The 26,521-nt window shown below is 44.7% G+C and carries 25 protein-coding genes; 21 read left to right on the top strand and 4 right to left on the bottom strand.

From position 1 onward, the window contains the following. Positions 1 to 7 precede the first annotated feature (7 nt). The 4 genes from urtE (at position 8) to ACYFDN_RS08935 (ending at position 2,733) form a co-directional block, all read left to right on the top strand. Complete coding sequence (urtE, locus tag ACYFDN_RS08950) at positions 8 to 697, top strand: urea ABC transporter ATP-binding subunit UrtE (protein ID WP_221074593.1); 690 nt, start codon at positions 8 to 10, stop codon at positions 695 to 697. Between the two features lie 34 nt (positions 698 to 731). After that, complete coding sequence (fmdA, locus tag ACYFDN_RS08945; RefSeq protein ID WP_016401332.1) at positions 732 to 1,967, top strand: formamidase; 1,236 nt, start codon at positions 732 to 734, stop codon at positions 1,965 to 1,967. An 11-nt stretch (positions 1,968 to 1,978) separates the two neighbouring features. Continuing rightward, the gene (locus ACYFDN_RS08940; protein ID WP_163132969.1) at positions 1,979 to 2,335 is read left to right on the top strand and encodes an FmdB family zinc ribbon protein; all 357 of its coding nucleotides are present in this window, start codon (positions 1,979 to 1,981) and stop codon (positions 2,333 to 2,335) included. Between the two features lie 161 nt (positions 2,336 to 2,496). Further along, on the top strand, positions 2,497 to 2,733 hold the full coding sequence (locus tag ACYFDN_RS08935; protein WP_152784483.1) for a ribosome alternative rescue factor ArfA: 237 nt from the start codon (positions 2,497 to 2,499) through the stop codon (positions 2,731 to 2,733). On the opposite strand, the gene yjjG is transcribed toward ACYFDN_RS08935, so the two are convergent. Further along, a complete protein-coding gene (yjjG, locus tag ACYFDN_RS08930) occupies positions 2,699 to 3,376 on the bottom strand; it encodes a pyrimidine 5'-nucleotidase (RefSeq protein ID WP_483510797.1) in 678 nt (225 codons plus the stop codon). The two genes, ACYFDN_RS08935 and yjjG, sit on opposite strands and share 35 nt — an antisense overlap. A gap of 283 nt (positions 3,377 to 3,659) precedes the next feature. On the opposite strand from yjjG, the gene rpsP reads away from it, so the two are divergent. From rpsP to rplS, 4 genes are read left to right on the top strand one after another with little or no spacing between them, the layout of a single operon-like run. Then, positions 3,660 to 3,905, top strand: a complete 246-nt coding sequence (gene rpsP / locus ACYFDN_RS08925; protein WP_016401327.1) for a 30S ribosomal protein S16 — start codon at positions 3,660 to 3,662, stop codon at positions 3,903 to 3,905. 24 nt (positions 3,906 to 3,929) lie between these two features. Next, a complete protein-coding gene (rimM, locus tag ACYFDN_RS08920) occupies positions 3,930 to 4,460 on the top strand; it encodes a ribosome maturation factor RimM (protein ID WP_016401326.1) in 531 nt (176 codons plus the stop codon). A gap of 8 nt (positions 4,461 to 4,468) precedes the next feature. Continuing rightward, a complete protein-coding gene (trmD, locus tag ACYFDN_RS08915; RefSeq protein WP_483510796.1) occupies positions 4,469 to 5,242 on the top strand; it encodes a tRNA (guanosine(37)-N1)-methyltransferase TrmD in 774 nt (257 codons plus the stop codon). A 27-nt stretch (positions 5,243 to 5,269) separates the two neighbouring features. Then, entirely contained in the window at positions 5,270 to 5,620 is a 351-nt protein-coding gene (gene rplS, locus ACYFDN_RS08910; protein ID WP_016401324.1) for a 50S ribosomal protein L19, read from the top strand. A gap of 58 nt (positions 5,621 to 5,678) precedes the next feature. Here rplS and ACYFDN_RS08905 read toward each other — a convergent pair whose 3' ends face one another. Both ACYFDN_RS08905 and mutH read right to left on the bottom strand, forming a co-directional pair. Beyond that, the gene (locus tag ACYFDN_RS08905) at positions 5,679 to 5,999 is read right to left on the bottom strand and encodes an isoamylase early set domain-containing protein (protein WP_016401323.1); all 321 of its coding nucleotides are present in this window, start codon (positions 5,997 to 5,999) and stop codon (positions 5,679 to 5,681) included. Positions 6,000 to 6,097: 98 nt separating this feature from the next. After that, entirely contained in the window at positions 6,098 to 6,766 is a 669-nt protein-coding gene (gene mutH, locus ACYFDN_RS08900) for a DNA mismatch repair endonuclease MutH (protein WP_338624408.1), read from the bottom strand. A gap of 638 nt (positions 6,767 to 7,404) precedes the next feature. On the opposite strand from mutH, the gene rppH reads away from it, so the two are divergent. From rppH to ACYFDN_RS08860, 8 genes are all read left to right on the top strand, one after another. Further along, positions 7,405 to 7,944, top strand: coding sequence for an RNA pyrophosphohydrolase (rppH, locus tag ACYFDN_RS08895; protein ID WP_163132963.1), 540 nt, complete (start codon positions 7,405 to 7,407; stop codon positions 7,942 to 7,944). Positions 7,945 to 7,947: 3 nt separating this feature from the next. Continuing rightward, a complete protein-coding gene (ptsP, locus tag ACYFDN_RS08890) occupies positions 7,948 to 10,215 on the top strand; it encodes a phosphoenolpyruvate--protein phosphotransferase (protein ID WP_483510795.1) in 2,268 nt (755 codons plus the stop codon). An 85-nt stretch (positions 10,216 to 10,300) separates the two neighbouring features. Next, complete coding sequence (lgt, locus tag ACYFDN_RS08885; protein ID WP_483511096.1) at positions 10,301 to 11,107, top strand: prolipoprotein diacylglyceryl transferase; 807 nt, start codon at positions 10,301 to 10,303, stop codon at positions 11,105 to 11,107. Then, complete coding sequence (locus tag ACYFDN_RS08880; RefSeq protein ID WP_483510794.1) at positions 11,104 to 11,955, top strand: thymidylate synthase; 852 nt, start codon at positions 11,104 to 11,106, stop codon at positions 11,953 to 11,955. Before lgt ends, ACYFDN_RS08880 begins: the two co-directional genes overlap by 4 nt. Before the next feature lie 192 nt (positions 11,956 to 12,147). After that, on the top strand, positions 12,148 to 13,371 hold the full coding sequence (gene nhaA / locus ACYFDN_RS08875; protein WP_051147592.1) for a Na+/H+ antiporter NhaA: 1,224 nt from the start codon (positions 12,148 to 12,150) through the stop codon (positions 13,369 to 13,371). A 65-nt stretch (positions 13,372 to 13,436) separates the two neighbouring features. Continuing rightward, positions 13,437 to 14,375 (top strand): transcriptional activator NhaR, encoded by a 939-nt coding sequence (gene nhaR, locus ACYFDN_RS08870; protein ID WP_016401316.1) that lies wholly within the window; start codon positions 13,437 to 13,439, stop codon positions 14,373 to 14,375. A gap of 554 nt (positions 14,376 to 14,929) precedes the next feature. After that, on the top strand, positions 14,930 to 19,186 hold the full coding sequence (locus ACYFDN_RS08865) for a PKD domain-containing protein (RefSeq protein WP_483510793.1): 4,257 nt from the start codon (positions 14,930 to 14,932) through the stop codon (positions 19,184 to 19,186). Positions 19,187 to 19,325: 139 nt separating this feature from the next. Next, entirely contained in the window at positions 19,326 to 19,619 is a 294-nt protein-coding gene (locus ACYFDN_RS08860) for an ArsR/SmtB family transcription factor (protein ID WP_016401314.1), read from the top strand. 65 nt (positions 19,620 to 19,684) lie between these two features. On the opposite strand, the gene rpsT is transcribed toward ACYFDN_RS08860, so the two are convergent. Continuing rightward, positions 19,685 to 19,945 carry a 30S ribosomal protein S20 gene (gene rpsT, locus ACYFDN_RS08855; RefSeq protein WP_152784499.1) on the bottom strand — a complete coding sequence of 87 codons (261 nt, stop codon included), beginning with the start codon at positions 19,943 to 19,945 and terminating at the stop codon, positions 19,685 to 19,687. A gap of 238 nt (positions 19,946 to 20,183) precedes the next feature. Here rpsT and murJ point away from each other — a divergent pair, with 238 nt between their 5' ends. Genes murJ through fkpB form a run of 5 tightly spaced genes read left to right on the top strand, consistent with a single transcriptional unit; the run spans position 20,184 to position 26,521 of the window. Next, positions 20,184 to 21,761, top strand: a complete 1,578-nt coding sequence (gene murJ / locus ACYFDN_RS08850) for a murein biosynthesis integral membrane protein MurJ (RefSeq protein ID WP_483510792.1) — start codon at positions 20,184 to 20,186, stop codon at positions 21,759 to 21,761. Between the two features lie 42 nt (positions 21,762 to 21,803). Then, positions 21,804 to 22,742 (top strand): bifunctional riboflavin kinase/FAD synthetase, encoded by a 939-nt coding sequence (gene ribF / locus ACYFDN_RS08845; protein WP_152784503.1) that lies wholly within the window; start codon positions 21,804 to 21,806, stop codon positions 22,740 to 22,742. 20 nt (positions 22,743 to 22,762) lie between these two features. Next, complete coding sequence (gene ileS / locus ACYFDN_RS08840) at positions 22,763 to 25,594, top strand: isoleucine--tRNA ligase (protein ID WP_483510791.1); 2,832 nt, start codon at positions 22,763 to 22,765, stop codon at positions 25,592 to 25,594. Next, the gene (lspA, locus tag ACYFDN_RS08835; RefSeq protein WP_152784507.1) at positions 25,587 to 26,099 is read left to right on the top strand and encodes a signal peptidase II; all 513 of its coding nucleotides are present in this window, start codon (positions 25,587 to 25,589) and stop codon (positions 26,097 to 26,099) included. Before ileS ends, lspA begins: the two co-directional genes overlap by 8 nt. Next, positions 26,096 to 26,521, top strand: coding sequence for an FKBP-type peptidyl-prolyl cis-trans isomerase (fkpB, locus tag ACYFDN_RS08830; RefSeq protein ID WP_016401308.1), 426 nt, complete (start codon positions 26,096 to 26,098; stop codon positions 26,519 to 26,521). Before lspA ends, fkpB begins: the two co-directional genes overlap by 4 nt.

The raw sequence follows: 26,521 nt of genomic DNA, 5'->3' as shown, positions 1-26,521 counted from the left end.
GAAAGTGATGTTAGAACTGAGCGATTACCACGTGGCCTATGGCCAGAGCGAAGTGATAAGTGGCATGAATTTTAGCCTCAAAGAAAATGAAATTGTGGCGATTCTTGGCCGTAATGGCATGGGCAAAACCACTTTAATGAAATCGCTGATTGGCATGATTCCGAGCAAAAGTGGTGAAGCCAATTTAGATGGAGAGCCCTTAGCCGAGAAAAAGAGCCATCAGCGGGTGGCTTCTGGTTTGGGTTTTGTGCCGCAGGGCCGGATGATTTTCTCCACCATGACGGTGCAAGAAAACATTGAAACCGGCTTAACCAGCACTGGCGAAAACAAAGTACCCGATGACTTATACAGCATTTTCCCAGTGTTATGGGAAATGCGCCATCGTAGAGGCGGCAACCTTTCTGGCGGACAGCAACAACAGTTGGCAATTGCTCGTGCTTTGGCGAGTAACCCCAGCGTACTGCTACTGGATGAGCCCACTGAAGGTATTCAACCTTCAATTATTAAAGATATGGCAAAAACCCTAAAACAAATTCGCGACCAGCGTGGTTTGTCGATAGTGGTGTCGGAACAGGTATTGAGCTTCGCCCTTGATGTGGCGGACCGAATACTGGTGATTGAAAAAGGACAAATCGTGCATGACGTACAGCGCGATGACGTTGATGAACAGCAAGTGGCCGCGTACTTGTCGGTATAGCTTGCTGGGGAATTTACATTCAAGGAGAAAGACCATGGCAGAAACAATTATCAAGATTGACTTAAACAAATCGGCGTATGAAAACGAGAAGTTACATAATCGCTGGCACCCCGATATTCCTATGGCGGCTACTGTAAAACCAGGGGACGATTTCATTTTAGAATGTGTAGATTGGACTGGCGGACAAATCAAAAACGACGATGATGCTTCTGATGTGCGTGATGTTGATTTGTCTCAGGTGCATTTTCTTTCTGGACCGGTTGGGGTAGAGGGAGCAGAGCCTGGCGATTTGTTGGAAGTGGATATTCTCGATATTGGCACCTTTGATGATTCGCAATGGGGCTTTAATGGCTTCTTTTCTAAGCAAAATGGCGGTGGTTTTTTAACTGAGCATTTTCCTGAAGCGCAAAAGTCGATTTGGGATTTCAACGGTATGTTCACTAAATCTCGTCATGTTCCCGGTGTCGAGTTTGCTGGCCTGATTCACCCCGGCCTGATTGGCTGCTTGCCCGACAAAAAGATGCTAGATGAGTGGAACCGCCGAGAGAAAGAACTGTTTGATACCGACCCTGAGCGGGTACCAATGTTAGCGGCACTGCCTTACGCACCTACTGCTCACATGGGGAAAATGAAGCCCGATGATGCCAAAGTAGCGGCTGAAGAAGGTGCTAGAACTGTTCCGCCGCGTGAACACGGCGGTAACTGTGACATTAAAGATTTATCGCGTGGTTCTAAAATCTACTTCCCGGTGTATGTAAAAGGCGCGGGTTTGTCGGTAGGCGATTTACACTTTAGCCAAGGTGACGGCGAAATCACCTTCTGTGGTGCTATTGAAATGGCAGGCTGGATCCACTTAAGGGTTAATTTGATTAAAGACGGTATGTCTAAGTATGCGATTAAAAACCCAATCTTTAAACCAAGCCCAATTACGCCACGCTACGATGACTATCTAATCTTTGAAGGTATCTCGGTTGATGAAGATGGCAAGCAACATTACTTGGATGCTAACGTGGCTTATCGCCAAGCCTGTTTAAATGCCATTGAGTACCTCAAGAAATTTGGTTATAGCGGCGCGCAGGCTTATTCGTTGCTTGGCACTGCGCCAGTGCAAGGCCACTTAAGTGGGGTAGTGGACGTACCTAACTCCTGTGCGACGTTATGGTTACCTACCGATATCTTTGAGTTTGACATTAAGCCGAATGCAGATGGGCCAACTAAGTATTTAGATGGCAGTGTCGATATGCCTTTGGCTCCAGACTTAGACAAATAGAGAGGTGAGCTATGCCAGTTTATGACTATAAATGTGCCGAACATGGTTTGTTCTACGAGCTAGCCACAATGGCCGATAGCGCTAAACCTGCGAAGTGTCCCAAGTGTGAGGCTTTGTCCGCTAGAGTTATCATGTTGCCTCCTGAGATATTGGATATGGCAGCCGAAACCAAACAGGCGATTGAGCGTAATGAGAAAGCGCGGCATGAGCCGCAGCATTCAACGGTGGATACGCGGGCCGAAAATGCCGAAAAGCTTAAAAAAGGCTGCGGCTGTAAGCATACTAAGCGCGGTGGTTCTAAGCTGCTGTATACCGCTAATGGCGAGAAAATGTTCCCGTCTATGCGGCCTTGGATGATTAGCCATTAAGCTGGTGTAGGATAAACCAAGAAGCTGGCGGCGGCTGGCTTCTTGGTTAGGCTGTTTATTTGCGATGTTTAAATAATATACAGTGTGTATTTGGCTTAACTTGGTTTACACTAGCCACCCCAAGTGGCTATAGGAGCTGCAGGGCAAATGAGAGAAAGATTATGGCTAAGAAAAAAGTCGCTAAGTTGTTAGCGCATGAGCACGGTCGTGGGCAAATAAACGACAATGCAATTAAGGCGCTGGTTACCAGCCAGTTATTTAAAGCAAAAGTTGAACGGCCGAAAAAAGGTAAAGGTTCATACACTAGAAAGGGGCATAAGCTGAAGGGCAATGCCCCTTTCGACTTTTTGGGATTAACTCAAACTAAGCGGCTTCTAACAGGGTTTGCAGTTGCTTAAGCGAACTCACCTCATAGTGGGGCTCTATTCCCTCTGGCCTTTCTTCTCCGTGGCGATTTAACCAGCAAGTTCTAATCCCAGCATTAATACCACCTTGTATATCTGAATGTGGATTATCTCCCACCATTAATACCCGATGTTTCTCTGGTTGCTGCATTTGAGCAAAGGCATGCTCAAATATATCTTTATGCGGTTTTGCAACGCCCACTTGCTCAGAGATAACCAAAGGTGAGAAATAGCCGCTCAAACCGGTGCGTTCTAAACGAATTTTTTGTAGCGCGGTAAAACCGTTGGTAATAATGCCCATCTTCACTTTGCTCTTAAGTGCATCTAGCAAGTCTTTAGCGCCGGGTAATAGGCTGCATATGTCTGCCATTGCCTCTAGGAAGGCGTCATTGAGCGCTTGCGGGTGTTGTTCAAGCTGCTTGGCCCAATACTCAAAGCGTTGCTGTTGAAGCTGCTCTGCATTCACCTGGCCGGCTTGATAGGCTTCCCACAAGGGCAGGTTGCGGGTTTGGTAATGTTGATAGTCCTGTTGCTCAAATTTAACCCCATAGCGAGAGAACATTAACTGTAAGCCGGCAAAAGCGTCAAAATGAAACAAGGTCTCATCGGCATCAAACAATATCCATTGGTACTTCATAAACAAATGGCTCGGTGATTAGTAGAGTTAAGCGCCTATGTTGGTAGAAGCTTGCAGCTAAGTCAAAGCGTGCGTTAGTAGCTTGAGTCACTTAGCTTTTTTAGCAGTAAAAACAAGCATAGAAAGTATTGGCCATTTTGCGCCGATAAGCGCTAGCAATTTAGATGCTCGCCAAAGCGGGTTATAGCTTGCAATTAAGCAAAAAAGGAGTACAATTCCGCGGCTTCAATTAGCGGGGATCCCATTTTGGGACCTTAAATTTTTTAACTAGTATGAGGACGATATGGTTACCATTCGTTTGCAACGTGGCGGCGCTAAGAAGCGTCCATTCTATCAAGTAGTTGTTACTGATAGCCGTAATTCACGTGACGGTCGCTTCATTGAAAAATTAGGTTTTTTCAATCCGATCGCAAAAGGTCAAGAAGAGCGTATTCGCTTGGAACAAGACCGCATTGATCACTGGGTTGGCCAAGGCGCTGCGGTTTCTAACCGTGTAGCTAAGCTAATCAAAGATTCAAAAGCAGCTTAATTTAGCCTTTTTAGTGGAGTTAAGATGAGCAATAAAGAACAGCCCATCGTACTGGGTCGCCTCGGTGCCGTTTACGGTATTAAAGGATGGCTAAAAGTTAACTCATTCACTGAAGATGCAGAAGCTGTATTTAACTATCAACCTTGGTTGATAGGTCGTTCTGGCGAATATACTTCAATTGAAGTGACAGAATGGCGGCGACACAGCAAATCTTTCATCGTTAAGCTTGAGGGCTACGATGTAAGAGAACAAGCACAGAGTTTAACCGGAATGGATATTGCGGCTTTGCCGGAAGTTCTACCGGAGCTTGCTGAAGATGAATATTACTGGCGTGACCTAATGGGCATGCAAGTGGTTAATCGTAGCGGCTATAACTTCGGGCATGTGACCGATTTAATGGAAACAGGCTCTAATGATGTTTTGGTTGTGAAAGCCAATTTAAAAGATGCCTTTGGCAAAAAGGAACGGTTAATCCCGTTCATAGAGTCTCAGATAATTGATAACGTCGATCGCGAGTCTCAAACTATTACTGTTGATTGGGACCCTAGTTTCTAGGTTCCTTTATGGCTGAGCAAACACCACAATTGTGGGTGGGAATAGTAAGTCTATTTCCAGAAATGTTTTCTGCCATAAGCGAGTACGGTGTAACTGGGCGCGCGGTAAAACGTGGCCTGATTAAGATTGAGTGTTGGAATCCTCGTGATTTTACTCATGACAAACATCGTACGGTGGACGACCGACCTTACGGCGGTGGCCCTGGCATGCTAATGATGGTGCAACCTTTACGGGATGCGATTCATGCTGCGAAACAGGCCGCTGGTGATGGGGTTAAGGTGATTTATATGTCACCGCAAGGGCGTACCTTGAAGCAAGATGGAGTAATAGAGTTAGCTCAACAGCAAAAGCTGATTATTGTTGCTGGTCGCTATGAAGGCATTGACGAACGCTTGATTCAAGCGGAAGTTGATGAAGAATGGTCGATTGGTGATTATGTGTTAAGTGGTGGTGAGCTGCCAGCAATGAATATGATAGACGCCGTCTCGCGGTTAATTCCGGGAGTTCTGGGGGATAAAGCTTCAGCTGAGCAGGATTCATTCTCTGATGGATTGTTGGATTGTCCACACTATACTCGTCCAGAAGTTTTGGATGGGCAAACAGTACCCGAGGTACTGTTAAGTGGTAACCATAAAAAAATCGAAGAATGGCGCTACAAACAGGCACTTGGGCGAACTTACTTGAGGCGACCGGAGTTATTGGAGAATCTAGCTCTGACTGACAAGCAAGAAAAGATTCTTGCTGAGTTTATCCAAGAGCAAACGCCCTTGGATAGTGAATAAAGATTCAGTTAATTCTAGGAAATAGTAATGAGCAATATCATTAAACAGCTCGAAGAAGAGCAATTGAAGCAAGACGTACCTGCGTTCGCACCTGGTGACACAGTTGTAGTTCAGGTAAAAGTAAAAGAAGGTAACCGTGAGCGTCTACAGGCGTTTGAAGGTGTAGTAATTGCTAAGCGTAACCGTGGTTTACACTCTGCATTTACTGTACGTAAAATTTCAAGCGGTGAAGGCGTTGAGCGAGCATTCCAAACTCATAGCCCGCTAGTTGAGAGTATTACTGTTAAGCGTCGTGGTGACGTTCGTCGTTCTAAGCTTTACTACTTGCGTGAACTTTCTGGTAAGAAAGCACGTATTAAAGAAAAATTGGCTAAGTAAGCCCTTTTCTTCGAGAATAAAAAAGCCCGCAGTAGCGGGCTTTTTTTATGTTTGTGGTTTAAGCCACTTCAAGTACAGAGTTGTCACCATCCACGCCATTTGGCTGGTAGCTGTCTGCTGCCCAGTCATTGTCATAGGCTTCTGCACCGTCGCTCAAGCAAAGTTTGTATTTAAACTGGTAGCTGCTTTGTTGATCTGTTGGCACGTTTACCACTACTTTGAACTTACCGTTTTTTAGCTTAGTAAGTTCTATAGGTTGCCATTCGTTAAACTCAGCTAGCAAGAAAATTTGCTCCGCTTCTTGAGTGGCTTCCTTCTCAATTTCAAAGGTAACTTTTACTTCTGGCTTCGATTTTAGGTATTGCTTCTTCAACGGCATGGTTTCTCCTCCGAGAGATAATATAAATCCGTATACTATGTGACCAATATCGATTCTTTCAAAAAAGTGAGAGCTTGGTCAATAGTTGATTAATTTTTTTACAGTTGAAAGTAGTCTTGAAGCAGGGCTGCGGTGAACTTTGTTCTTAAGTAATAACCACGAGGAAGGGTTTGAATTAGTTGGCCATTTGGGCCAATTGCGCTGGTTCGAGCCTTGTTATTAGCGGCTTTAGGGCGTAACTGTAGCACTTGACCATGACGCGCGGTGATTTGCTCTATTTGACCAAAAGCAATCATTTCCATGATTTCCTCCCAATCTGATCGGAGCAGTTGTTCTTGTTGGGGATTGGGGCTCCACAGGATGGGATTGGCCACAACGCGCTGATCTAAAGGAATATGCCGCTCTGCTAAAATGGGGATCCACAATACCCTCGATAGCTTGTTATACACATTGCTATTGTGCCAAGTTGATCCGGTGACATTGCACAGAGGAGTTATGCACACGTAGGTACTTTCTAGTGGTTTGCCCGAAGCATCAATAGGAATGGTTTTAAGTTCTATACCCAGCTCTGGAAAGTCTTGGATAGGTTTACTGCCCGCACTCGCGCCCAAGCACCATTCGAGCAATTGACCGCTCCAACCTTTTTCTCTTTTTAGATCTTTTGGAATGGCAAAACCTTCACGATGTGCAAGTTCGCCTAAGCTTAATCCGGCTAAAGACTGAGCACGTTCGAAGAGTTCTGTTTCACTTTGTGGTTTAGCGATCATGCATGCCTAGCGCCAACAAAAACACTATTGTATAGAAGCTGTTCAACAATTGCAGCAAAGCTTAAATGCTTAAGTGAATATAGCTAAGGCTATGTTTAAAAAAGGTTTTTATTAGAAAGTGTGGGTTTTGTTAGGAGGCAGTGGGGTTTATTCATAACTAATGTGCACTTACTAACAGCTTTGTCCACACATAATAGGGATAACTATCTGTCATTGTTATTAACTTAGATTTTATGCACAGAATTATACGATTTAATCAAAAGTGGTTTATTTTTAGTCAGAAAGATTAGCCGTTTGCCTAAAAAATTAGAACTGTGTGTTTTTTAAACGCTATGACTTATAAACAGTTTTAACTTGCCAAAAATAAAGCTTACTCAAATCATGGTTTTTTAAACCATTGTTTTTAAATGTATTTGTATTCTATTGCTGGTGTGTTTTTTGTTCGGAGCTGAACCGTGATTTTGTCTCTAGGGGGTTTAACCCAAGTTATGCACAGGATTTCTCACAGATAAGTCGAATAACTTTAGTTAAGCCTGCATTATTACAATTTATTCCCTTTGTGATAGGCGTATTTGCCGCGCTTGTGATTCTGTGAAAGAATCACTTTATCTATAGTTTTTTAGCTGAAGGTTGTTTCAGTGATTGATGGGGATGGTTATCGTCCCAACGTAGGCATCGTTATTTGTAATCAGCGTGGTCAGGTTTTATGGGCACGTAGATATGGTCAACATTCATGGCAGTTCCCTCAGGGAGGCGTAGACGAGGGAGAGTCTGCTGAACAAGCGATGTATCGTGAGTTACATGAAGAGGTCGGCTTGTTGCCGCAAGATGTAAAGATTGTAGCAACAACCAGACATTGGCTGCGTTATAAATTACCAAAGCGCTTAATTCGTTGGGATAGTCCGCCGGTTTGTATCGGACAAAAACAAAAGTGGTTTTTGCTCCGCTTAGTGGGCAAAGAATCTAATATAAAATTTGATCGCTGTGGCCACCCAGAGTTTGATGATTGGCGTTGGGTGAGTTACTGGTATCCCGTAAGGCAGGTTGTGTCTTTTAAGCGGGAGGTTTATCGCCGAGCATTAAAAGAGTTTGTAACGGCGGCCATGCCGTTTAACCGCTCGGAGAAACACCAAGGCAAAGATAAACGCCGGCGTTATAAAAAGCGAAAAGGAGCTTAGTAAGTGTTAGGAGAGTTACGCGCCATTGTTGAACAGGTAAGCAATGCCGATACTCTCGACAGTGCTTTAGCTATTCTTGTCGAAAAGATTCGCCTTACCATGCACACCGACTGTTGTTCGGTGTATGTGATGGACTCGCAGCAACAAAATCTTGTTCTGCGAGCAACCCATGGCCTTGCCAGTGAAGCTGTGGGTAAAGCAATGATGCCTTTGGGAGAAGGGGTTGTTGGTCAAGTAGCGGTTCGCGAAGAGCCGATTAATTTAGCTGATGCGCGTTTAAATCCTCATTTTAAGTATTTACCCGAAACCGCAGAAGACGGTTTCTTTTCATTTCTTGGAACACCAATTACTCACCAACGAAAGGTGTTGGGAGTATTAGTTGTACAACAGTCCGAAACCCGCAGTTTTGATCAAAGTGAAGAGTCATTTTTGGTAACGCTGGCTGCGCATCTAGCCGGGGTATTAGCCAATACCGATTTTCAAACGGTGTTACAAGAACCTACTAAGCACAAGTGGACTGAAGCAATAAAAGCAGGCTCTAGCTCTAGTGGGATAGCCATTGCCAAAGCTTGGATAAATCGCTCTACCGGCGCCTTAGAGCAGCAAGCTGTAGAAAAAGCTGAGGATAGTGAGCACCAATTACAGCGCTTCGATGTTGCCTTAGAAATTACTCGAGATGAATTTCATAGTTTAGCGATTAAGCTGTCTGAGCAGTTGCCCAAAGATGTCGCCTCCATCTTCGATGTTTATCAACACATGTTGGCTGATGCTAGCTTAGCTGGCGATATTCGCCGCAAGATTAGTGAGGGCTATCAGGTTGAAGGTGCGCTGCGTTTAGTGATAGAGCACTACGTGCAGCAGTTTGAAGAAATGAACGACCCCTACTTGAAAGAGCGGGCGGTGGATGTAAAAGATGTGGGTTTACGTTTGCTGCATGCCTTGGAACTAGGCCCTAGCGCAGAAATTATTCCTAGTGAGCCGGTGATTGTGGTTGCTGAGGAAGTCACTGCCACTATGTTCGCAAAAATCCCGCGTAAGTTTTTGGCTGGGGTTATTTCTCAGCGAGGGGCTGCAAACTCACATGCAGCCATTTTAGCTCGCGCCATGGGCATTCCTGCCTTAATGGGCTTAAGTTTTAACGTTAATAAGCTACGCGGTTGTGAGCTTATTTTAGATGGTTACTCCGGCGAGCTGTTTGTTGAGCCAGACAAAATTGTTCGTGATGAGTACATCGCTTTATTGGCGCAAGAGAGCGAGCTAAATAGTTTAGTTCAGCAAGATTTAGATAAACCCGCTGTTAGCATCGACGGTGAAAACGTTGAAATGTTAATTAATGCTGGCCTTAGTGCCGATAGCGACATTGCGATTAATGCGGGTGCCGATGGCGTGGGTTTGTATCGTACCGAAGTGCCATTTTTGATGCAGGACCGCTTCCCTTCTGAAGACGAACAATATACGCGTTATCGCGATATTCTAAACAGCTATCGCGGTAAAGAAGTGTGTATGCGCACCCTTGATGTGGGCGGTGATAAACAGCTTCCTTATTTTCCTATTGTGGAAGAGAACCCATTTTTAGGTTGGCGCGGTATTCGCCTAACTCTCGATCATCCCGAGATATTTTTGGTACAGGCCAGGGCGATGTATCGCTCGGCTATCGAGTGTGGCAATTTATGCATTATGTTGCCGATGATTAGTTGCCTTAATGAGGTAGATGAAGCCTCGCGCTTGCTCGAGCAAGCTTGGGCGGAAGTGGTTGATGAATTAGATTTAACCGAACCACCAGAGCGGCCTAAACACGGGGTGATGCTAGAAGTACCCTCGGTACTATTTTTGTTGCCAGAATTAGCCCAGCGAGTGGACTTTTGGTCGGTGGGCAGTAATGACTTAACCCAGTACTTATTAGCAGTAGATCGAAACAATACCCGCGTTGCCGAGTTGTTTGATACTTTTCACCCGTCTGTAGTGCGTGCATTAAATCAAATTATTGAACAAGCTAATCTGCACAATACTCCCGTTAGTTTTTGTGGTGAGTTAGCAGGTGAACCGGTGGGGGCCTTGTTGGTATTAGCCCTAGGTTACCGCCGCTTAAGTATGTCTAGTTTTAACCTAGCTAAAATTAAATACATAATACGCCATGTAAACCTGAGTGAATTAGCGGCTTTGCGTGAGCAAATCCTACAAAGCCAAAGTGGTTCAGCGATATACAGCTTGTTGTATGAATATTTACAGCAACAGAACTTGTCGCAGTTGGTTCGTGTTAGTAAACATTAATGAATTTGCCATGAGTCAGAGCTTGTTTCATGGCTGATTTAACTGCAAAATGCCCATTCTTTTTATTCCCTAAATAGAGCAAATTATCGTGTCTACACCTTTGCAATTTCCTGAAATTGATCCGATTGCGATTAGCATCGGTCCATTAGACGTACGTTGGTACGGTTTAATGTATTTGTTTGGCTTTTTATTTGCGATGTGGTTGGGTAACCGTATGGCCGATAAGCCTGGCAGCGGTTGGGCACGCGCCGAAGTGAGCGATTTGCTGTTTTATGGATTTGTAGGGGTAATCATTGGTGGCCGAATTGGTTATGTGTTGTTTTACCAGTTCCCACAGTTTTTAGATGACCCCTTATATTTATTTAAAATTTGGACCGGCGGCATGTCCTTCCATGGCGGCTTATTGGGTGTAATTGCGGCGATGATGTGGTTTGCGCGCCGAACCAAACGCCATTTTTTCACGGTAGCCGATTTTATTGCGCCACTCATTCCATTTGGTTTAGCCACGGGACGCTTAGGTAATTTTATGAATGGCGAGCTGTGGGGGCGCGCAACGGACATGCCTTGGGGAATGGTGTTCCCAACAGGAGGCCTGGTAGCAAGACACCCTTCACAGCTTTATGAGTTTGCCCTAGAAGGCGTATTGTTGCTGGTTATTTTGTTGGTTTATGCCAAGCGTAAGCCGCCTATGGGGGCTATCTCTGGTGCCTTTTTGTTAGGCTACGGTAGTTTCCGCTTTATTATTGAATTTTTCCGAGAGCCGGACAGCCACTTAGGCTTGTTAAGTTTAGGCATGAGCATGGGACAAATCTTGTCTTTGCCTATGATTATATTTGGCGTTTTATTTATTCGCTGGGCTTATCGACGCAACACCAAAGAGAGTAACGCATGAAACAGTATTTAGACCTATGCCAACGCATTGTTGATGAAGGCACTTGGATTGAAAATGAACGCACCGGTAAGCGTTGTTTAACCATTATTAATGCTGATCTTGAATATGATGTTGCCAACAATGAATTCCCATTAGTTACAACACGCAAAAGCTATTGGAAAGCCGCTATTGCCGAGTTACTGGGTTACATTCGTGGCCTAGATAATGCGGCTGATTTCAAAGCGCTAGGCACACCTACGTGGTTGGCTAATGCAAATGAGAACGAAGCGTGGTTAAACAACCCGGCACGTAAAGGCGACAACGATATGGGTCGGGTTTACGGCGTGCAGGGGCGTTCTTGGCGTAAGCCAGAAGGCGGGTCGGTTGATCAGCTGAAGAAGATTGTCGATGACCTATCAAAAGGCATTGATGATCGCGGAGAAATTTTGTCGTTCTATAACCCGGGTGAATTTCACTTAGGCTGCTTACGACCATGTATGCATACTCATACTTTTTCTTTAGTGCGCGATACGCTTTACCTTACTTCGTCACAGCGCTCTTGTGATGTGCCACTGGGGCAAAACTTTAACCAAATTCAAGTGTTTACGTTTTTGGCATTGATGGCGCAAATCACCGGCCATAAACCGGGTAAGGCTTACCACAAAATTGTTAATGCCCACATCTATGAAGATCAGTTGGAATTGATGAGAGATGTTCAGCTTAAGCGCGAACCGTTTGCCGCCCCTAAGTTACATATCAATCCAAAGATTAAGTCTTTAGAAGACTTAGAAACCTGGGTAACACTTGACGATTTTGAAGTGACTGATTACCAATATCACGACCCTATCGCTTATCCATTCTCGGTATAGCTATCCAATTAACCCCGCTAGAAAATGTGATTTCTAGCAGGGTTAAATATTCGACCCTTCTGTTAATCAATGGTTAAACCATTGTTTTTCTAATTTATCATCGGTTTTTCCGATGGTAAGTTCAGCTACAAGTGAATATGTTTTGTTCACACTCTCAGTAAAATGACTTTTTATTTTTCTCAGTGAGCTGTTATGAAATCATTTCTTGAACGTTTTTTAAGAATGGAAGCTGCTGGCGGTATCTTGCTAATGCTTGCCGCTGTGGTGGCACTGTTTATGGCAAACAGTGCGTGGTTGTCTCCTGCATATTTCGCTTTTCTCGATACGCCGTTTCAAGTTCGTATCGCGGAACTAGATATTAATAAACCATTATTGCTGTGGATTAACGACGGCTTAATGGCCATCTTTTTCTTAGTGATTGGCTTAGAAGTAAAACGCGAGATGGTAGAAGGCGCGTTGTCGTCTAAAGAGCGAGCGTTATTGCCGGTAGTTGCGGCTATTGGTGGCATGGTTGTGCCTGCTGCTGTTTATCTACTATTTAACATCGGTGATGGTGAGCTAGCCAAAGGTTGGGCTATTCCTGCTGCTACTGATATTGCATTTGCACTAGGCGTTATGGCCTTACTAGGCAAACGTGTTCCAGCTAGTTTAAAGGTGTTCTTACTGGCTCTTGCTATTGCTGATGACCTTGGTGTAATTGTTGTTATTGCGCTGTTCTATACCAGTGAAGTTGCGATTATGCCGTTGGTGTGGGCGGTTGCGGCTACCATTGGTTTATGGATGCTAAATCGTCGAGGCCACGCTGGCTTAAGTGCATATATGTTACTTGGCTTAGTGCTTTGGGTAGCAGTACTTAAATCTGGCGTTCACGCTACTTTGGCCGGTGTAATTGTAGGATTCATGATCCCTATTAAAGCTAAGGTAGGTGGGTCACCGCTTAAGAAGTTAGAGCATGCTTTACACCCTGCTTCTAGCTTTATCATTGTGCCAATTTTTGCTTTTGCCAATGCTGGTGTTCCGTTAGACGGCATTAGCTTCGAGAGCTTCCAAAGCCCATTAGCTTTAGGTGTTATCCTTGGTTTATTGGTGGGCAAACCATTAGGTATTTACACTTGCAGCCGTTTAGCTATACGTGCTGGCTGGGCGAAGCTACCTGAGGGATCCAACAACATGCAATTGCTGGCGACTTCAATGCTATGTGGTATTGGTTTCACTATGTCTATTTTCATCTCATCGTTAGCCTTTGCGGGGCAAACGGATTTGATAGGCTTGTCGCGATTAGCTATATTGGCGGGGTCGGTAACTGCAGCCCTTATTGGCTATGGTTTACTTCATTGGTCTACCCGTGAAGAGGCGGCAAAAATTGCTGAGCAAGAGCAAGGCAAAACCAATACATTGAGTACGTCTTCGGTTTAACTATCAAGTGAAGGCTGTACCCTGTTTAAGCAAACCCCGTAAAGGGGTTTGCTATTAGGTAAGGCATGTCACACTTAAACTACAACCACCTTTACTACTTCTGGATGACCTACAAGCGCGGTTCTGTAACCGCTGCAGCAGAAGCATTATTCCTTACTCCGCAAACTGTGACAGGCCAAATTAAGCAATTAGAACAGCGCTTAGCTGGAGAGTTGTTTATTCGCCGTGGCCCAAAAATTACTCCTACCGAATTAGGCCAATTGGTCTACAAATATGCTGACCGAATGTTTAGCCTCAGCTACGAAATGCTAGATATTGTGAATTACTCTCAGCAAGAAAAACTGCTGTTTGAGGTTGGGGTTGCAGATGCTTTATCTAAGCGTTTAGCGAGCCGTATTTTGTTGTCAGCTGTGCCACCCGACGGCAATATTCGCTTACGTTGTGTTGAGTCAACGCATGAACTGTTGTTATCTCAATTGGCCGAACATAAGCTTGATATGATTTTGTCCGATTGTGGTTTAGATAATGCGCAGCAAGATGGCGTGTTGAGTAAAAAGCTAGGCGAGAGTGGTATAGCTTTTTTTGCCAATGAGCCAATGTCGTTGTTGCCATTTCCTGCATGTTTAGAGCAGCGCAGCTTATTATTACCGGGACGGCGCAGCTCCTTAGGGCGGAAGTTATGGACTTGGTTTGATGAGCTGGGGCTAAAAGTATCAGTACTTGGGGAGTTTGATGACGCCGCCTTAATGAAAGCGTTTGGCGCATATACCGATGGTATTTTTGTTGCGCCAGCCATTTATACCGAAGAAATCTTGGCTAACCCTAATACTCGCTTGCTTGGGGTTACTCACGACTTAACCGAGGAGTATCACGTATTGTTTGCTGAGCGAATGATTCAGCACCCCTCTGTTAAACAGCTCTGTAACAGCGATTTTTCTCCTTTGTTTTCTGGAGAGCAACAGTTGCAAAATGTTGATGCTATTTTAAATTTCAATTCAAAATAAGCGCTAAGGCTAAGTAGTAAGATTCATAATATTTAACTATTTAGCGTAGATTTTATGTTTATTCGCAGATCAGCTTTCTTGTTGTGATTTATATCAAAAAAACGGTTTGACCACGCATTTAGTTTGAACTGACGCATGTTTACCGCTCTGGTTGCTTAATTATTCATCGGGTTAGCGCTACGCTATCTTTCATAGATTACAGAATATCATTCTGAGCTAAAGCAAATATCAAAAATTATCTTTAAGTTCAGCGTGTAAACAACAATAAGGGTTAGCAAGTACTAACCTAATAAATGTTTCTGGTAACTCTTTGTCGCGGTAGCAAAAATAAGCCTCCTTTCATCGAGCTGTTGTACAGAAGCCTCGTTAAACCAGATCATCTCAACTGTGTTTGGCGAGTGATGCTATTTAGCATCTGAGCGCAGAAACAAACGGTAGTAGGGCAATATAAATACGGTTAACACTAAACTTCCCATGTTTGGCTTCTGCATTTTTATCAGCGAGTAAAGCGTATTAGTGGCTTGAGAGCTACGAGTGCGGGAAAGGAAGCAATCATGAAAAAGGTGTTCGCCTTAAGTATGGTGGCTGCGTCGATCTCTGCGCAAGCGGAAATTGCGGCAACTCATATTTATCATAATCACATGCCAAATTTTTGGCCTTACTACGATGTAAGCAAGTACGAAGGTCTAGCTGTAGGTGATCCAATTCGTTATACCTACGACGGCCAAGTTATTAACCTTAAGAATAACCCCCCAGCAAATTATACATTCTATATTCCTGGTAGCGGTGCGCCGATGCCGCATGATGACTTGGTATCTTATTATCAGCATCATGCCAAAAAAGGCGCTTACTTAAGCTGGCCAATGGATACGGCTAGAAACAACAATGGTAATCACCCGCAAAGCCAAACGCATGTCACCATGTCGGCATCGGTGATTAATAATGTGCAGAGTTTTGGCGAATTAGGTAATTTGGATGGTTACAACCTAGGGTGGGGCGCTTATTGGCGCGATACGCAAAACGGTACAAAAACCAGCGGTGGCTTTAACGCTTTAGACACGATTCACTTTTCTGGTCACCATACTATGGGGCCATTGGTGGGTAATGACTATTTCTTAAAAGATTTGATTTATCAGAACGTTACTTTGGCGCAGGATTACTTCTTAGGTGATTCGTTTAAATCATCGAAAGGGTTTTTCCCAACAGAGCTTGGTTTTTCAGAGCGAATTATTCCAGTACTTACCAAGTTAGGTATTGAATGGTCGGTACTTGGGAACGTGCACTATTCACGTACTTTGCGTGACTACCCTTATTTGAATGATCCCGGCAAAGATACTTTGATTTCTCCACCTAACCGCGCAGATTTACAAAATGTTAGCGACATAGGTGCGTGGACCGAGTTACATATGTTCAACGAGCAACAGGTGACTTACAACAAGTTCCCGTTTGCTTCAATTCCTCACTGGGTTCAATATGTTGACCCAGAAACTGGTGAGCAGCACAAAGTTGCCGGTATTCCTGTTGAGCAAGCTAGCTCTTGGGAAGAAGGTTACCAAGGCTCAATTACTGCTGACGTACTAAAAGCTTTTGAAGGCGACGCTGCATCTTTAGGCCGTACCCAGTATTTCACTATTGCGCATGATGGTGATAACTCTTCAGGTCGAGCGGGTGATGGTGGCACTTGGGCTAACTCGGGCAATGTTACGTATGCCGATAGCTCGGTGCGTGGTATGGGCGTGGACGAGTACCTAAAAGCTTATCCAATTCCAGAAGACGACATTGTGCACGTACAAGATGGCTCATGGATTGATACACGAGATTCATCGGCTGATCCTACGTGGTACCACTGGCATATTCCAATGGGCGTTTGGCGTGGTCAGATGGCAGACTTTAACACGGTAAATGGCACCGATTTTGTGGCTACACGTGAGCACATGGTATCGCTTGAGTTAGGCTATCACTACCTAGAGCGTAACTTTGCTTTATTGCAAGCTGCCGAAAACTATGCAAAAACCGCTGAGCAAATATGGTTAGACAATAACCCTAATTACTGGAGCCCAACTACCGCGCGTGATAACGAGGTAACTTACCCAGGTAACCAGCTTAATCCGTGGATGATGTCTTTCCCGGTTAAAGGTGATGCGAACAACAACTATGCTGGCGGTGCAAACCCTGCGGAGTTAGGTTGGTACTTCCTTATGGCCTCAATCGATTCTGGTTTTGGTTATTACGATGAAAACGTTGATGACGGGGTAAAACCTACTATTTCGTTTAACCAGTCATTGCACTTTACAACCCCGTATGTAGAAGCCAACCTTGCTCAAGATAAAACGGGTCCTTCGGTTTGGTGGCCACAGCGTTACCCATACAATCCTGGTAGTGCTAACTCAAGTAAAGCGGAAGGCTGGGCTACGGTATATGCCGATACCAAGTTTGCGATTTATACCTACGGTTATGACGTAAGCGGTATTCAAGATATCAAGGTTAAAGTACGTGTTCACAAAGATAAGTGGGCAACCGCTACCGATAAAACCTTTAAGCTCTATGACCCAAGCGCGCATGCTAGCGATCCTGATGTAGATCCTTCACGGGTTGGCGAATGGCAAACCTTTAGTATGACCGAGCGTGACTTAAACGGTGACATGAATGGTGTAGATTGGCAGCCATCTGGTAAAGAAATGTTCGAAGTAGTGCCTGCTGAGAAAATCGGCAATATGTACTTCACCTACATTGATCAATACCAAGAGCAGTTGTTGGATTACTACATTGAAGCAACCGATAGTAAAGGCAACGTAACTCGTTCTGAGATTCAACAAGTTTACGTAGGTGCTGGTCAGTTTAGTAGCGTTGGCGGCAAAACCGTTGAAGACGTGAACGGCGCAATTGCTGGCGAAGCGATGTTCTTCACCGACAATGTTGTAGTAGGTGATAAGCGACCAACGGCCCATATTAATGCCGCAGGTGGCGAAGTAGAACTAGGCACTGTAGTAACTTTGAGCGCTGCTGGCTCAACTGACGAAGAAGGCCCAATCGCGAGCTACTTATGGAGCACTGGTGAAACCAGCCCGTCGATTACTGTTACTTTGAACGAACGTACCACTATATCGGTAACTGTTACTGACAGTGTTGGTCAGAAAGACTCTACCAGCGTGACTTACCGAATTATCGGTCAATCTGTGTTGAGTACCTTGTATTACCAAGATAACAACGGTTGGGGCAAGGTATGTTTGCATTACACCGTAGACGGCGCAGTTACGTGGACTACTGCACCAGGTGAAGAAATGCAAAGCCTAGGTGACAACTGGTATAGCTTAACCGTAGATTTAGAAGACGGTAACCAGCTGGAGTTTGTGACGAATAACTGTAGTGGTGCTTGGGATAATAATGGTGGTCAAAACTATCAAATTGATGAGGGTAGTTGGAATGTAAGCGGCGGTGCAATTGCTGCAGGTATTCCAGACGGTTTAGACGGAAACAACGCACCCGTTGCCGCGATTAGCCCAGGAAGCCAGTCAGTGGCTAAAGGGTCACAGGTTGTGCTAAGCGGTGCTGGTTCAAGTGATTCTGATGGCTCTATTGCTAGTTACAGCTGGAGTACTGGTGAATCTAGTGAGTCAATCACCGTTACAGTGAATGAGACTCAAACAATTAGCCTAACGGTCACCGACAACCAAGGGAAAACCGCAACTACTTCGGTAACTCTAACGGTTATTCCAAACAAAGCGCCAGTAGCAACCATCTCTCCAGCTACTCAAACTGTAGCTGCCGGAACAACAGTAAACTTAGATGGTTCAGGTTCTAGTGATGAAGATGGTTCTATTGCTAGCTACCTATGGAGTACCGGTGAAACAACCAGCTCTATCTCTGTAGTTGTAGATGCCAGCCAAACTATTAGCTTAACCGTTACCGACAACGAAGGTGCGACTGCAACCGCAGAAGCCGTGCTAAGTGTTGAAAGTGATGAAAAAGCGAAGAACTTCAATCAGCTTTACTTCCGTGGTACTGCCAATGGTTGGGCGACAACGGCCATGGACTTAGTGGCTGATCATACTTGGCAAGTTGTGGTTGATTTTGATGGTCAAGCAGAGCAACGCTTTAAGTTAGATGTTAATGGTGATTGGACCCAGAACTACGGTGATACCAATAGTGATGGTGTGCTAGAACAAACCGGTGGAGATATCTTCACTGATGTGGTGGGTTCTTACTTGATAGAAGTGAATGACCAAACTTTGGCTTACAGCATTACCGAGCTTAACGCTAACCAAGCTCCTACTGCAATTATTGGTGCATCGGCAACTCAAGTAGATATAGGCCAAAGCATCACCTATAGTGCAGCGGGCTCAAGTGATAGTGATGGCGTTATTGCCAGTTACTTATGGAGCAATGGTGATACGAGTGAAACCACAACAGTAACCTACAATACTGCGGGTTCACACAGTATTAGCTTAACCGTGACTGACGATGGCGGTAAAACTGCACAAGCGTCGGTAGTGGTTGAGGTGATTGATCCAAATGCTAACTTTACAGCTAACTTTGAGCAGTTGTATTTTCGTGGTACTGCTAACGGATGGCAAACTACTGCTATGACTTTAGTTGCTAACAATGTTTGGCAAGTTAGCGTGGACTTTGATGGCCAAAACAATCAACGTTTTAAGTTTGACGTAAACGGTGACTGGTCAAATAACTACGGCGATAACAACAACGATGGCACTCTAGAGCAAACTGGTGGCGATATTTTCACTGGTATTGTTGGAAGCTACATTGTTGAAGTGAATGATGCCACGATGCAGTATCGGGTTATTGCTCAGTAAGGTATTGGTTTAGTAACGTTAAAGCCGCTTAATTGCGGCTTTTTTGTGCTTCGCTCAAAAACCATGTGCCCAGCTTTAACCTAGCGAGCTATAGCCATTTCACGTATAGTTTGGCTTAAGTGAGTTAGTAGGTAGAAAGATGAACATTCAAGACATGCAAAAAAATGCTGAACCTGCATTAAAATTGTTAAAGGCGCTAGCAAACGAAAGCCGCTTAATGATTTTATGCCACTTAGTGGAAGGTGAGTTAACGGTAGGAGAACTGAACCAACGGGTAACCTTAAGTCAGTCTGCGTTATCTCAACATTTAGCATGGTTACGAAAAGATCAGCTTGTGAGCACGCGTAAGGAGTCTCAAACCATTTACTACTCAATCGCTAGTGAAGAGGCTAAAGCCGTGCTAGGGAAGCTACACGAGCTTTACTGTAAGTAATTAGCACTAAATAGCAGACATAAAAAAACCGGCTTAGGCCGGTTTTTTTCATCAAGCGCTTTAAATTAAAGTGCGTTGATTTTTGCAACAATGCGGCTCTTATGACGAGCTGCTTTATTTTTGCTGATCAAACCTTTAGACGCGTAACGGTCTAAGATAGGTTGAGCTGCTTGGTATGCTGCTGTAGCTGCTTCTTTATCGCCTGCTTCGATAGCTGCAATAACTTTTTTCAAATTAGTGCGCATCATAGAGCGACGGCTAGCGTTATGTTGACGACGCTTTTCAGCTTGGATAGCGCGTTTTTTAGCTGACTTAATATTAGCCAAGTGTAACTCCTGAACTTTGTCTTGGAATTATGAATTTAAAGGCCGTGGAATATGCCCGTTTTTCATGTTTATGTCAAACAATTTTTAACCAAGTATAAATATCAAAGCAAGGAAAACCTAACTAAACGTCATGACCGTAGCATCGATCTTTATAGGCGGTTAAACTGTGCCGCGATTCTACCAGCATTTTTAATGTTAGGGCAGAGGAATTTGTGTAATTTAGCAACAGGACAGTGCATTGAGTAAAACCTTGTTAAAATCTGGCGCCATTGTTAGCGCTATGACCCTGATTTCCCGCATATTGGGTTTGGCTCGTGATGTAGTCATTGCTAATTTAATGGGAGCGGGAGTAGCTGCCGACGTATTTTTCTTTGCTAACAAAATTCCTAACTTTTTGCGCCGCCTATTCGCCGAGGGCGCGTTTGCCCAAGCATTTGTACCAGTACTTACCGAATACAAGCAAAAGAGTTCTGAAGACGAAGTCAGAGAGCTTATAGCCAAAGTTAGCGGTACGCTGGGCTTAGCCGTTACCATAGTTACTTTGTTTGGCATTATTGGTTCGCCTTTAATCGCAGCGCTATTTGGCACGGGGTGGTTTATATCGTGGTTAAACGATGGCCCCGATGCTGCTAAGTTTGAACTGTCGGCCTTTCTACTTAAAATCACCTTTCCCTATTTATGGTTTGTCACCTTTACCGGCTTATCGGGCGCTATTCTTAACGCCTTTGGTCGTTTTGCCGTGGCGGCATTCACGCCTGTATTGCTAAATGTGGCAGTGATTAGTTTTGCGATATTTGTTTCCCCAAACCTAGAACAACCTGAGGTTGGCTTGGCCATGGGGGTTTTCTTCGGCGGGCTAATTCAGTTTCTATTTCAATTACCTTTCTTGTTTAGGCTTAAGTTGTTGCAAAAGCCAAGTTGGGGCTGGAAACATCCTGGTGTGGTAAAAATTCGCACCTTAATGATCCCTGCATTGTTTGGTGTATCGGTCAGTCAAATAAACTTGCTGTTGGATACCTTAATCGCCAGTTTCCTAATCACTGGCTCTATATCCTGGCTGTACTACTCCGACCGCTTGTTGGAATTTCCCCTAGGTTTGTTTGGCATCGCCATTGCCACCGTGATTTTGCCTAGCTTATCGCAGCGTCATGTTGATAAAAGCCCGCAGCAGTTTCAGCAAACCATGGACTGGGCAGTGCGCATGGTGTGTTTTTTGGGCATACCCGCCACAGTAGGTTTGGCGTTACTTGGTCAGCCTATTTTACAAGTCTTATTTATGCGTGGCGCCTTTGATCAACAAGATGTATTAAACGCCTCCTACAGCTTAATGGCTTATAGCGGTGGCTTGTTGTTCTTCATGCTAGTGAAGGTGTTAGCGCCAGGGTATTACTCGCGCCAAGATACCAAAACACCGGTAAAGATTGGCATTATCGCCATGGCAAGCAACATGGGCTTTAACCTTATCTTCGCGATTCCTTATGGTTATATTGGTTTAGCTATTGCCACAGCCTTGTCGGCGTTGCTTAATGCCAGTCTGCTTTATCGAGGTTTACATAAACAAGGTGTTTACAAACTCGGCTCTGCTACCTTGGTATGTATTGTTAAAATTTTAGTGGCGTCGACATTGATGGGGGGGCTCATTGTGTGGCTTTCTCCCCTTGCTGAACAATGGTTTGCGTTGACGTGGATAGACAGTGTTTGGCAACTTTTAATCTGTGTTGCAGCGGCCGTGATTAGCTACTTGGTTTTGCTATTTTGCTTGGGGATAAGATTAGCTCACTTGAAAAGCAGTTTCGGGGCTGTAACTGCGGACTAAACAAGCTATAATCCGTCGGTTTTTGACGAAATAGGCGCGGGAATGGAGTTAATTCGCGGAATACGCAACATTAAAGCGCGTCACTATGGCTGTGCATTAAGTATTGGTAATTTTGATGGCGTGCATTTAGGCCATCAACAAGTAATTAAGCGTTTAGTTGATCAGGCTCGCCAGCGGAGTTTACCCGCTGTGGTGATGATTTTTGAGCCACAACCGCTTGAGGTGTTTGCTAAAGATAAAGCACCCGCTCGAATTAGCCGATTTCGCGATAAGTATCAGCAACTAAAAAGCTTAGGTGTAGACCGCTTGTTGGTGGTGCGTTTTAGCCATGAGTTTGCTCAACAAAGTGCTGACTATTTTGTTCGCCAGTTATTGGTTGAATTGCTGGGAGTGAAATACCTAGCAGTGGGAGATGACTTCCACTTTGGTAAAGGCCGAGAAGGTAATTTCGCAAGCCTACAAGCAGCCAAAAAACAGTACGGTTTTGAGCTTACAGCAACCAATTCGTTTTGCTTAAATCAGCAGCGAGTGAGCAGTACCTTATTACGTCAGCATTTAGCCGAGGCTGATTTCTCAACGGTGGCTCAATTGCTAGGCAGAAAGTTTAGCTTTAATGGCAAAGTCATTCATGGCCAAAAGTTGGGGCGTCAATTGGGCTTTGCTACGGCAAATTTAAAAGTTGCCCGCCATGTATGCCCCTTGCATGGGGTGTTTGCAGTTAAAGCCTATATACAAGATCAGCCAGAGCATCGCTTTTCAGGCATTGCTAACATAGGCTGGCGGCCAACCGCCGCAGGAAAAGATTTATTGGTAGAAGCTCATTTGTTTGAGTTTGACGCCAATCTGTACGGCCAACGATTAGTGGTTGAACCGCAGTTAAAAATACGAGATGAACAAAAATTTGATTCGCTTGATGCGCTTAAAGCTCAGGTGAATCTCGATATTAAGCGTGCAAAAGCCTACTATGGCCTTGCAGAGTAATTGACTGGAAAAGTGATTCGATGAGCGACTATAAAGATACTCTTAATCTACCTGATACTGAATTCCCGATGCGTGGTAATTTAGCCAACCGCGAACCTGCAATGCTTAAGCGTTGGAGCGAAAAGGATCTGTACGGCCAAATTAGACAGGCCAAAAAAGGTAAGAAGAGCTTTATTTTGCACGATGGCCCTCCATACGCCAACGGCAATATTCACCTTGGCCATGCGGTTAATAAGGTGCTTAAAGACATCATTATTAAGTCGAAGACTTTATCAGACTACGATTCTCCTTATGTGCCTGGCTGGGACTGTCACGGTTTACCTATTGAGCTACAAGTAGAAAAGAAAGTTGGCAAGCCGGGCAAAAAAGTGACCGCTGCTGAGTTTCGTCAAAAGTGTCGTGATTACGCCGCTAAGCAAATTGATGGTCAGCGCAACGACTTTATCCGCATGGGCATTTTAGGTGATTGGCAAAACCCTTACCTAACCATGAACTTCGATACTGAAGCAAACATCATCCGTGCCTTGGCAAAAATCATCGATAATGGCCACCTATTGCAAGGTTCTAAACCTGTGCACTGGTGTACCGATTGTGGCAGTGCTCTTGCTGAAGCTGAAGTTGAATATGAAGATAAAACCTCTCCTGCCATTGATGTGCGTTTTACCGCTGTTGACGAAGCCGAGGTATTAGCCAAATTTGATCACCCAGAAGGCGTGACCGGTGAAGGGCCAATCTCTGCAGTTATTTGGACTACTACGCCGTGGACTTTACCTGCTAACCGTGCGGTAGCCTTAAATGCTCACCTTGAATATGTATTGGTTCAAATTGAAACTGAAACTGGCAAAGAGCGTTTAATTTTGGCGCGCGACCTAATGGAAGAGTGTGTAGAGCGCTTTGGTGCTACTCACTTCCATGCTTTAGGTTACTGCCAAGGTGATGCCTTAGAGTTAGTTAAACTTAAGCACCCATTTTATGACTTTGAAGTGCCTGTTATTTTAGGTGACCACGTAACTACTGAGTCAGGTACAGGTTGTGTTCACACTGCTCCTGGTCATGGTCAAGAAGATTTCGCGGTAGGCCAGAAGTACAACTTAGAAGTGGCTAATCCAGTTGGTGATAATGGTGTTTACCTTGCCGATACCGAATTTTTCGGTGGTCAGCATGTATTTAAAGCTAACGACAACGTAGTTGAAAAACTTAAAGAAACGGGCGCGCTGCTGCATCACCATGCTTACCGTCATAGCTACCCACATTGCTGGCGCCACAAAACCCCTATTATTTTCCGTGCTACGCCGCAGTGGTTTGTGAGCATGGACCAAAATGGTTTGCGTAAGCAAGCGATGCAAGAAATCGAGAAAACCCAGTGGATCCCAGATTGGGGCCAAAGCCGTATCGAAAGCATGGTAGAGAATCGCCCAGATTGGTGTATCTCTCGCCAGCGTACTTGGGGCGTACCGATTGCATTGTTTGTGCACCGCGAAACTAACGAACTGCACCCTCGTGCGGTAGAGTTGATGGAAGACGTTGCTAAACGTGTTGAGCAAAGCGGTATTCAGGCTTGGTGGGATTTAGATGCTACTGAACTACTGGGTGATGAAGCCGAGCAGTACCGCAAAGTAGAAGACACGCTAGATGTATGGTTTGACTCTGGTTCAACTCACTCAAGTGTAGTTGCTGCACGTGAAGAGTTTAACGGTAAAGCTGCAGATATGTACTTAGAAGGCTCTGATCAACACCGCGGTTGGTTCCAGTCATCACTAATGATAGCTACTGCAATTAACGGCAAAGCGCCTTACCAGCAAGTACTTACTCATGGTTTCACCGTAGATGCTAATGGCCATAAGTTCTCTAAATCATTAGGTAATGGTATTGCTCCGCAGGATGTTTGGAACAAACTTGGTTCAGACATCTTACGTTTGTGGATTGCATCTACCAACTACACCGCGGAAATGAGCGTATCGGACGAAGTATTCAAACGTAGCGCCGATGCTTATCGCCGTATTCGTAATACCTCGCGTTTCTTATTGGCTAACTTAGCTGGATTTGAGCCTGAGCAGCATTTAGTAGCAAGCGAAGACATGGTAGAGCTTGACCGCTGGGTAGTGGGTCGAGCAGCCGCTGTTCAACAAGAAATTGTAGAAGCTTACGAGCAATACCAGTTCCACGTTGTTTATCAAAAGCTAATGCACTTCTGTTCTATTGAACTAGGTAGCTTCTATTTAGACATCATTAAAGATCGTCAGTACACCGCAAAAGCTGATGGCCTAGCGCGACGCTCTTGTCAAACGGCACTATTCCACATCGCTGAAGCGTTAACCCGCTGGATTGCACCTATCTTAAGCTTTACCGCTGACGAGATTTGGCAGGCATTACCTGGAGAGCGTAGCGAATTTGTATTCACTGAAGCGTGGTACGAAGGCTTAGCTGCGTTATCACAAGATAGCAAAATGAATGATGCATTCTGGGCTCAATTGATCACTATTCGTGATGAAGTGAACAAGAACCTAGAGCAAGCACGCCGCGACAAGAAAATTGGTGGCACCTTAGAGGCTAAAGTAACGCTGTTTGTAGATAGCCAGCTAGAGCAAGTGTTGAGCCAGCTGGGTGATGAGTTACGCTTTGTGTTGTTAACTTCAGATGTAAGCTTACAGGCTTTAAGCGAAGCGGGTGATAATGCCGCTGCTACTGAGTTGGACAACCTTAAAGTTACCGTAGAAGTAGCCGAAGCCGCGAAATGTGACCGTTGTTGGCACCACCGCGAAGATGTTGGTCAAAATGCTGAACACCCAAGCTTGTGTGGTCGCTGTGTAACCAACGTAGCGGGTGAAGGTGAGTCTCGTAGCTATGCATAACGACGCTGTAGTAAGTAAAACAAATAGCACGGGTTTACGCTGGCTGTGGTTAAGTGTGGTGGTATTCATTGTTGACCAAGTTACCAAGTTTGCCATTGCTAAAACCTTCGATTTATATGAGTCGGTAGCGGTAACGCCATTCTTTAATTTGGTTTCGGTTCGAAACTACGGTGCTGCTTTTAGCTTTTTAAGTGATGCCGGTGGCTGGCAACGTTGGTTTTTTACTGCCATAGCGCTTTTTGTGAGTGGTTTGCTGGTGTGGTGGATGAAAAAAACACCGGCCGAGCAAAAGTGGCCAGCCATTGCTTACGCCTTAGTATTAGGCGGTGCAATTGGTAACGTATTTGACCGCGTAGTGTTTGGCTATGTTATCGACTTCCTCGATTTTTACGTGGGCAGTTACCATTGGCCATCTTTTAACGTTGCTGACTCAGCCATTTGTGTGGGTGCGGTATTGTTAGTGTTAGATAGCTTTTTGTCGCCGCAAGCCAAGGAAACTAAATGATTCAGCAAGGAAGCAAAGTAGAACTTCATTTTGTATTGAAGTTAAGCGATGGATCGATTGCCGAAAGTACTTATAACTATCCAAAGCCAGCTCAATTGGTAATGGGTGATGGTAGCCTAACCGAAGGCTTTGAAGCGTGTTTATTGGGTTTGAAAACGGGTGATAAAAGCCAATTTGAGCTTAATGCCGAGCAAGCCTTTGGCCAAAGCAATCCGGATAACATTAAGTACTTTGAGCGCAGCAAGTTTGGTGATGAAGCACCTGCCGAAGAAGGCAGTATTATTGCGTTTGCTCAGCCTGATGGTAGTGAAATTCCGGGCATTGTGCGTGAAGTAACCGGTGATTCAGTAACGGTAGATTTTAATCATCCGCTGGCTGGCCAAACGGTTATTTTCGAAGTAGAAATTTTAGCGGTTAATTAA

It is taken from the genome of Agarivorans sp. D1326 (assembly GCF_056958115.1).
The sequence above is the reverse complement of the archived record's forward strand: the minus strand, read 5'-3'. Positions and strand labels throughout refer to the sequence as shown.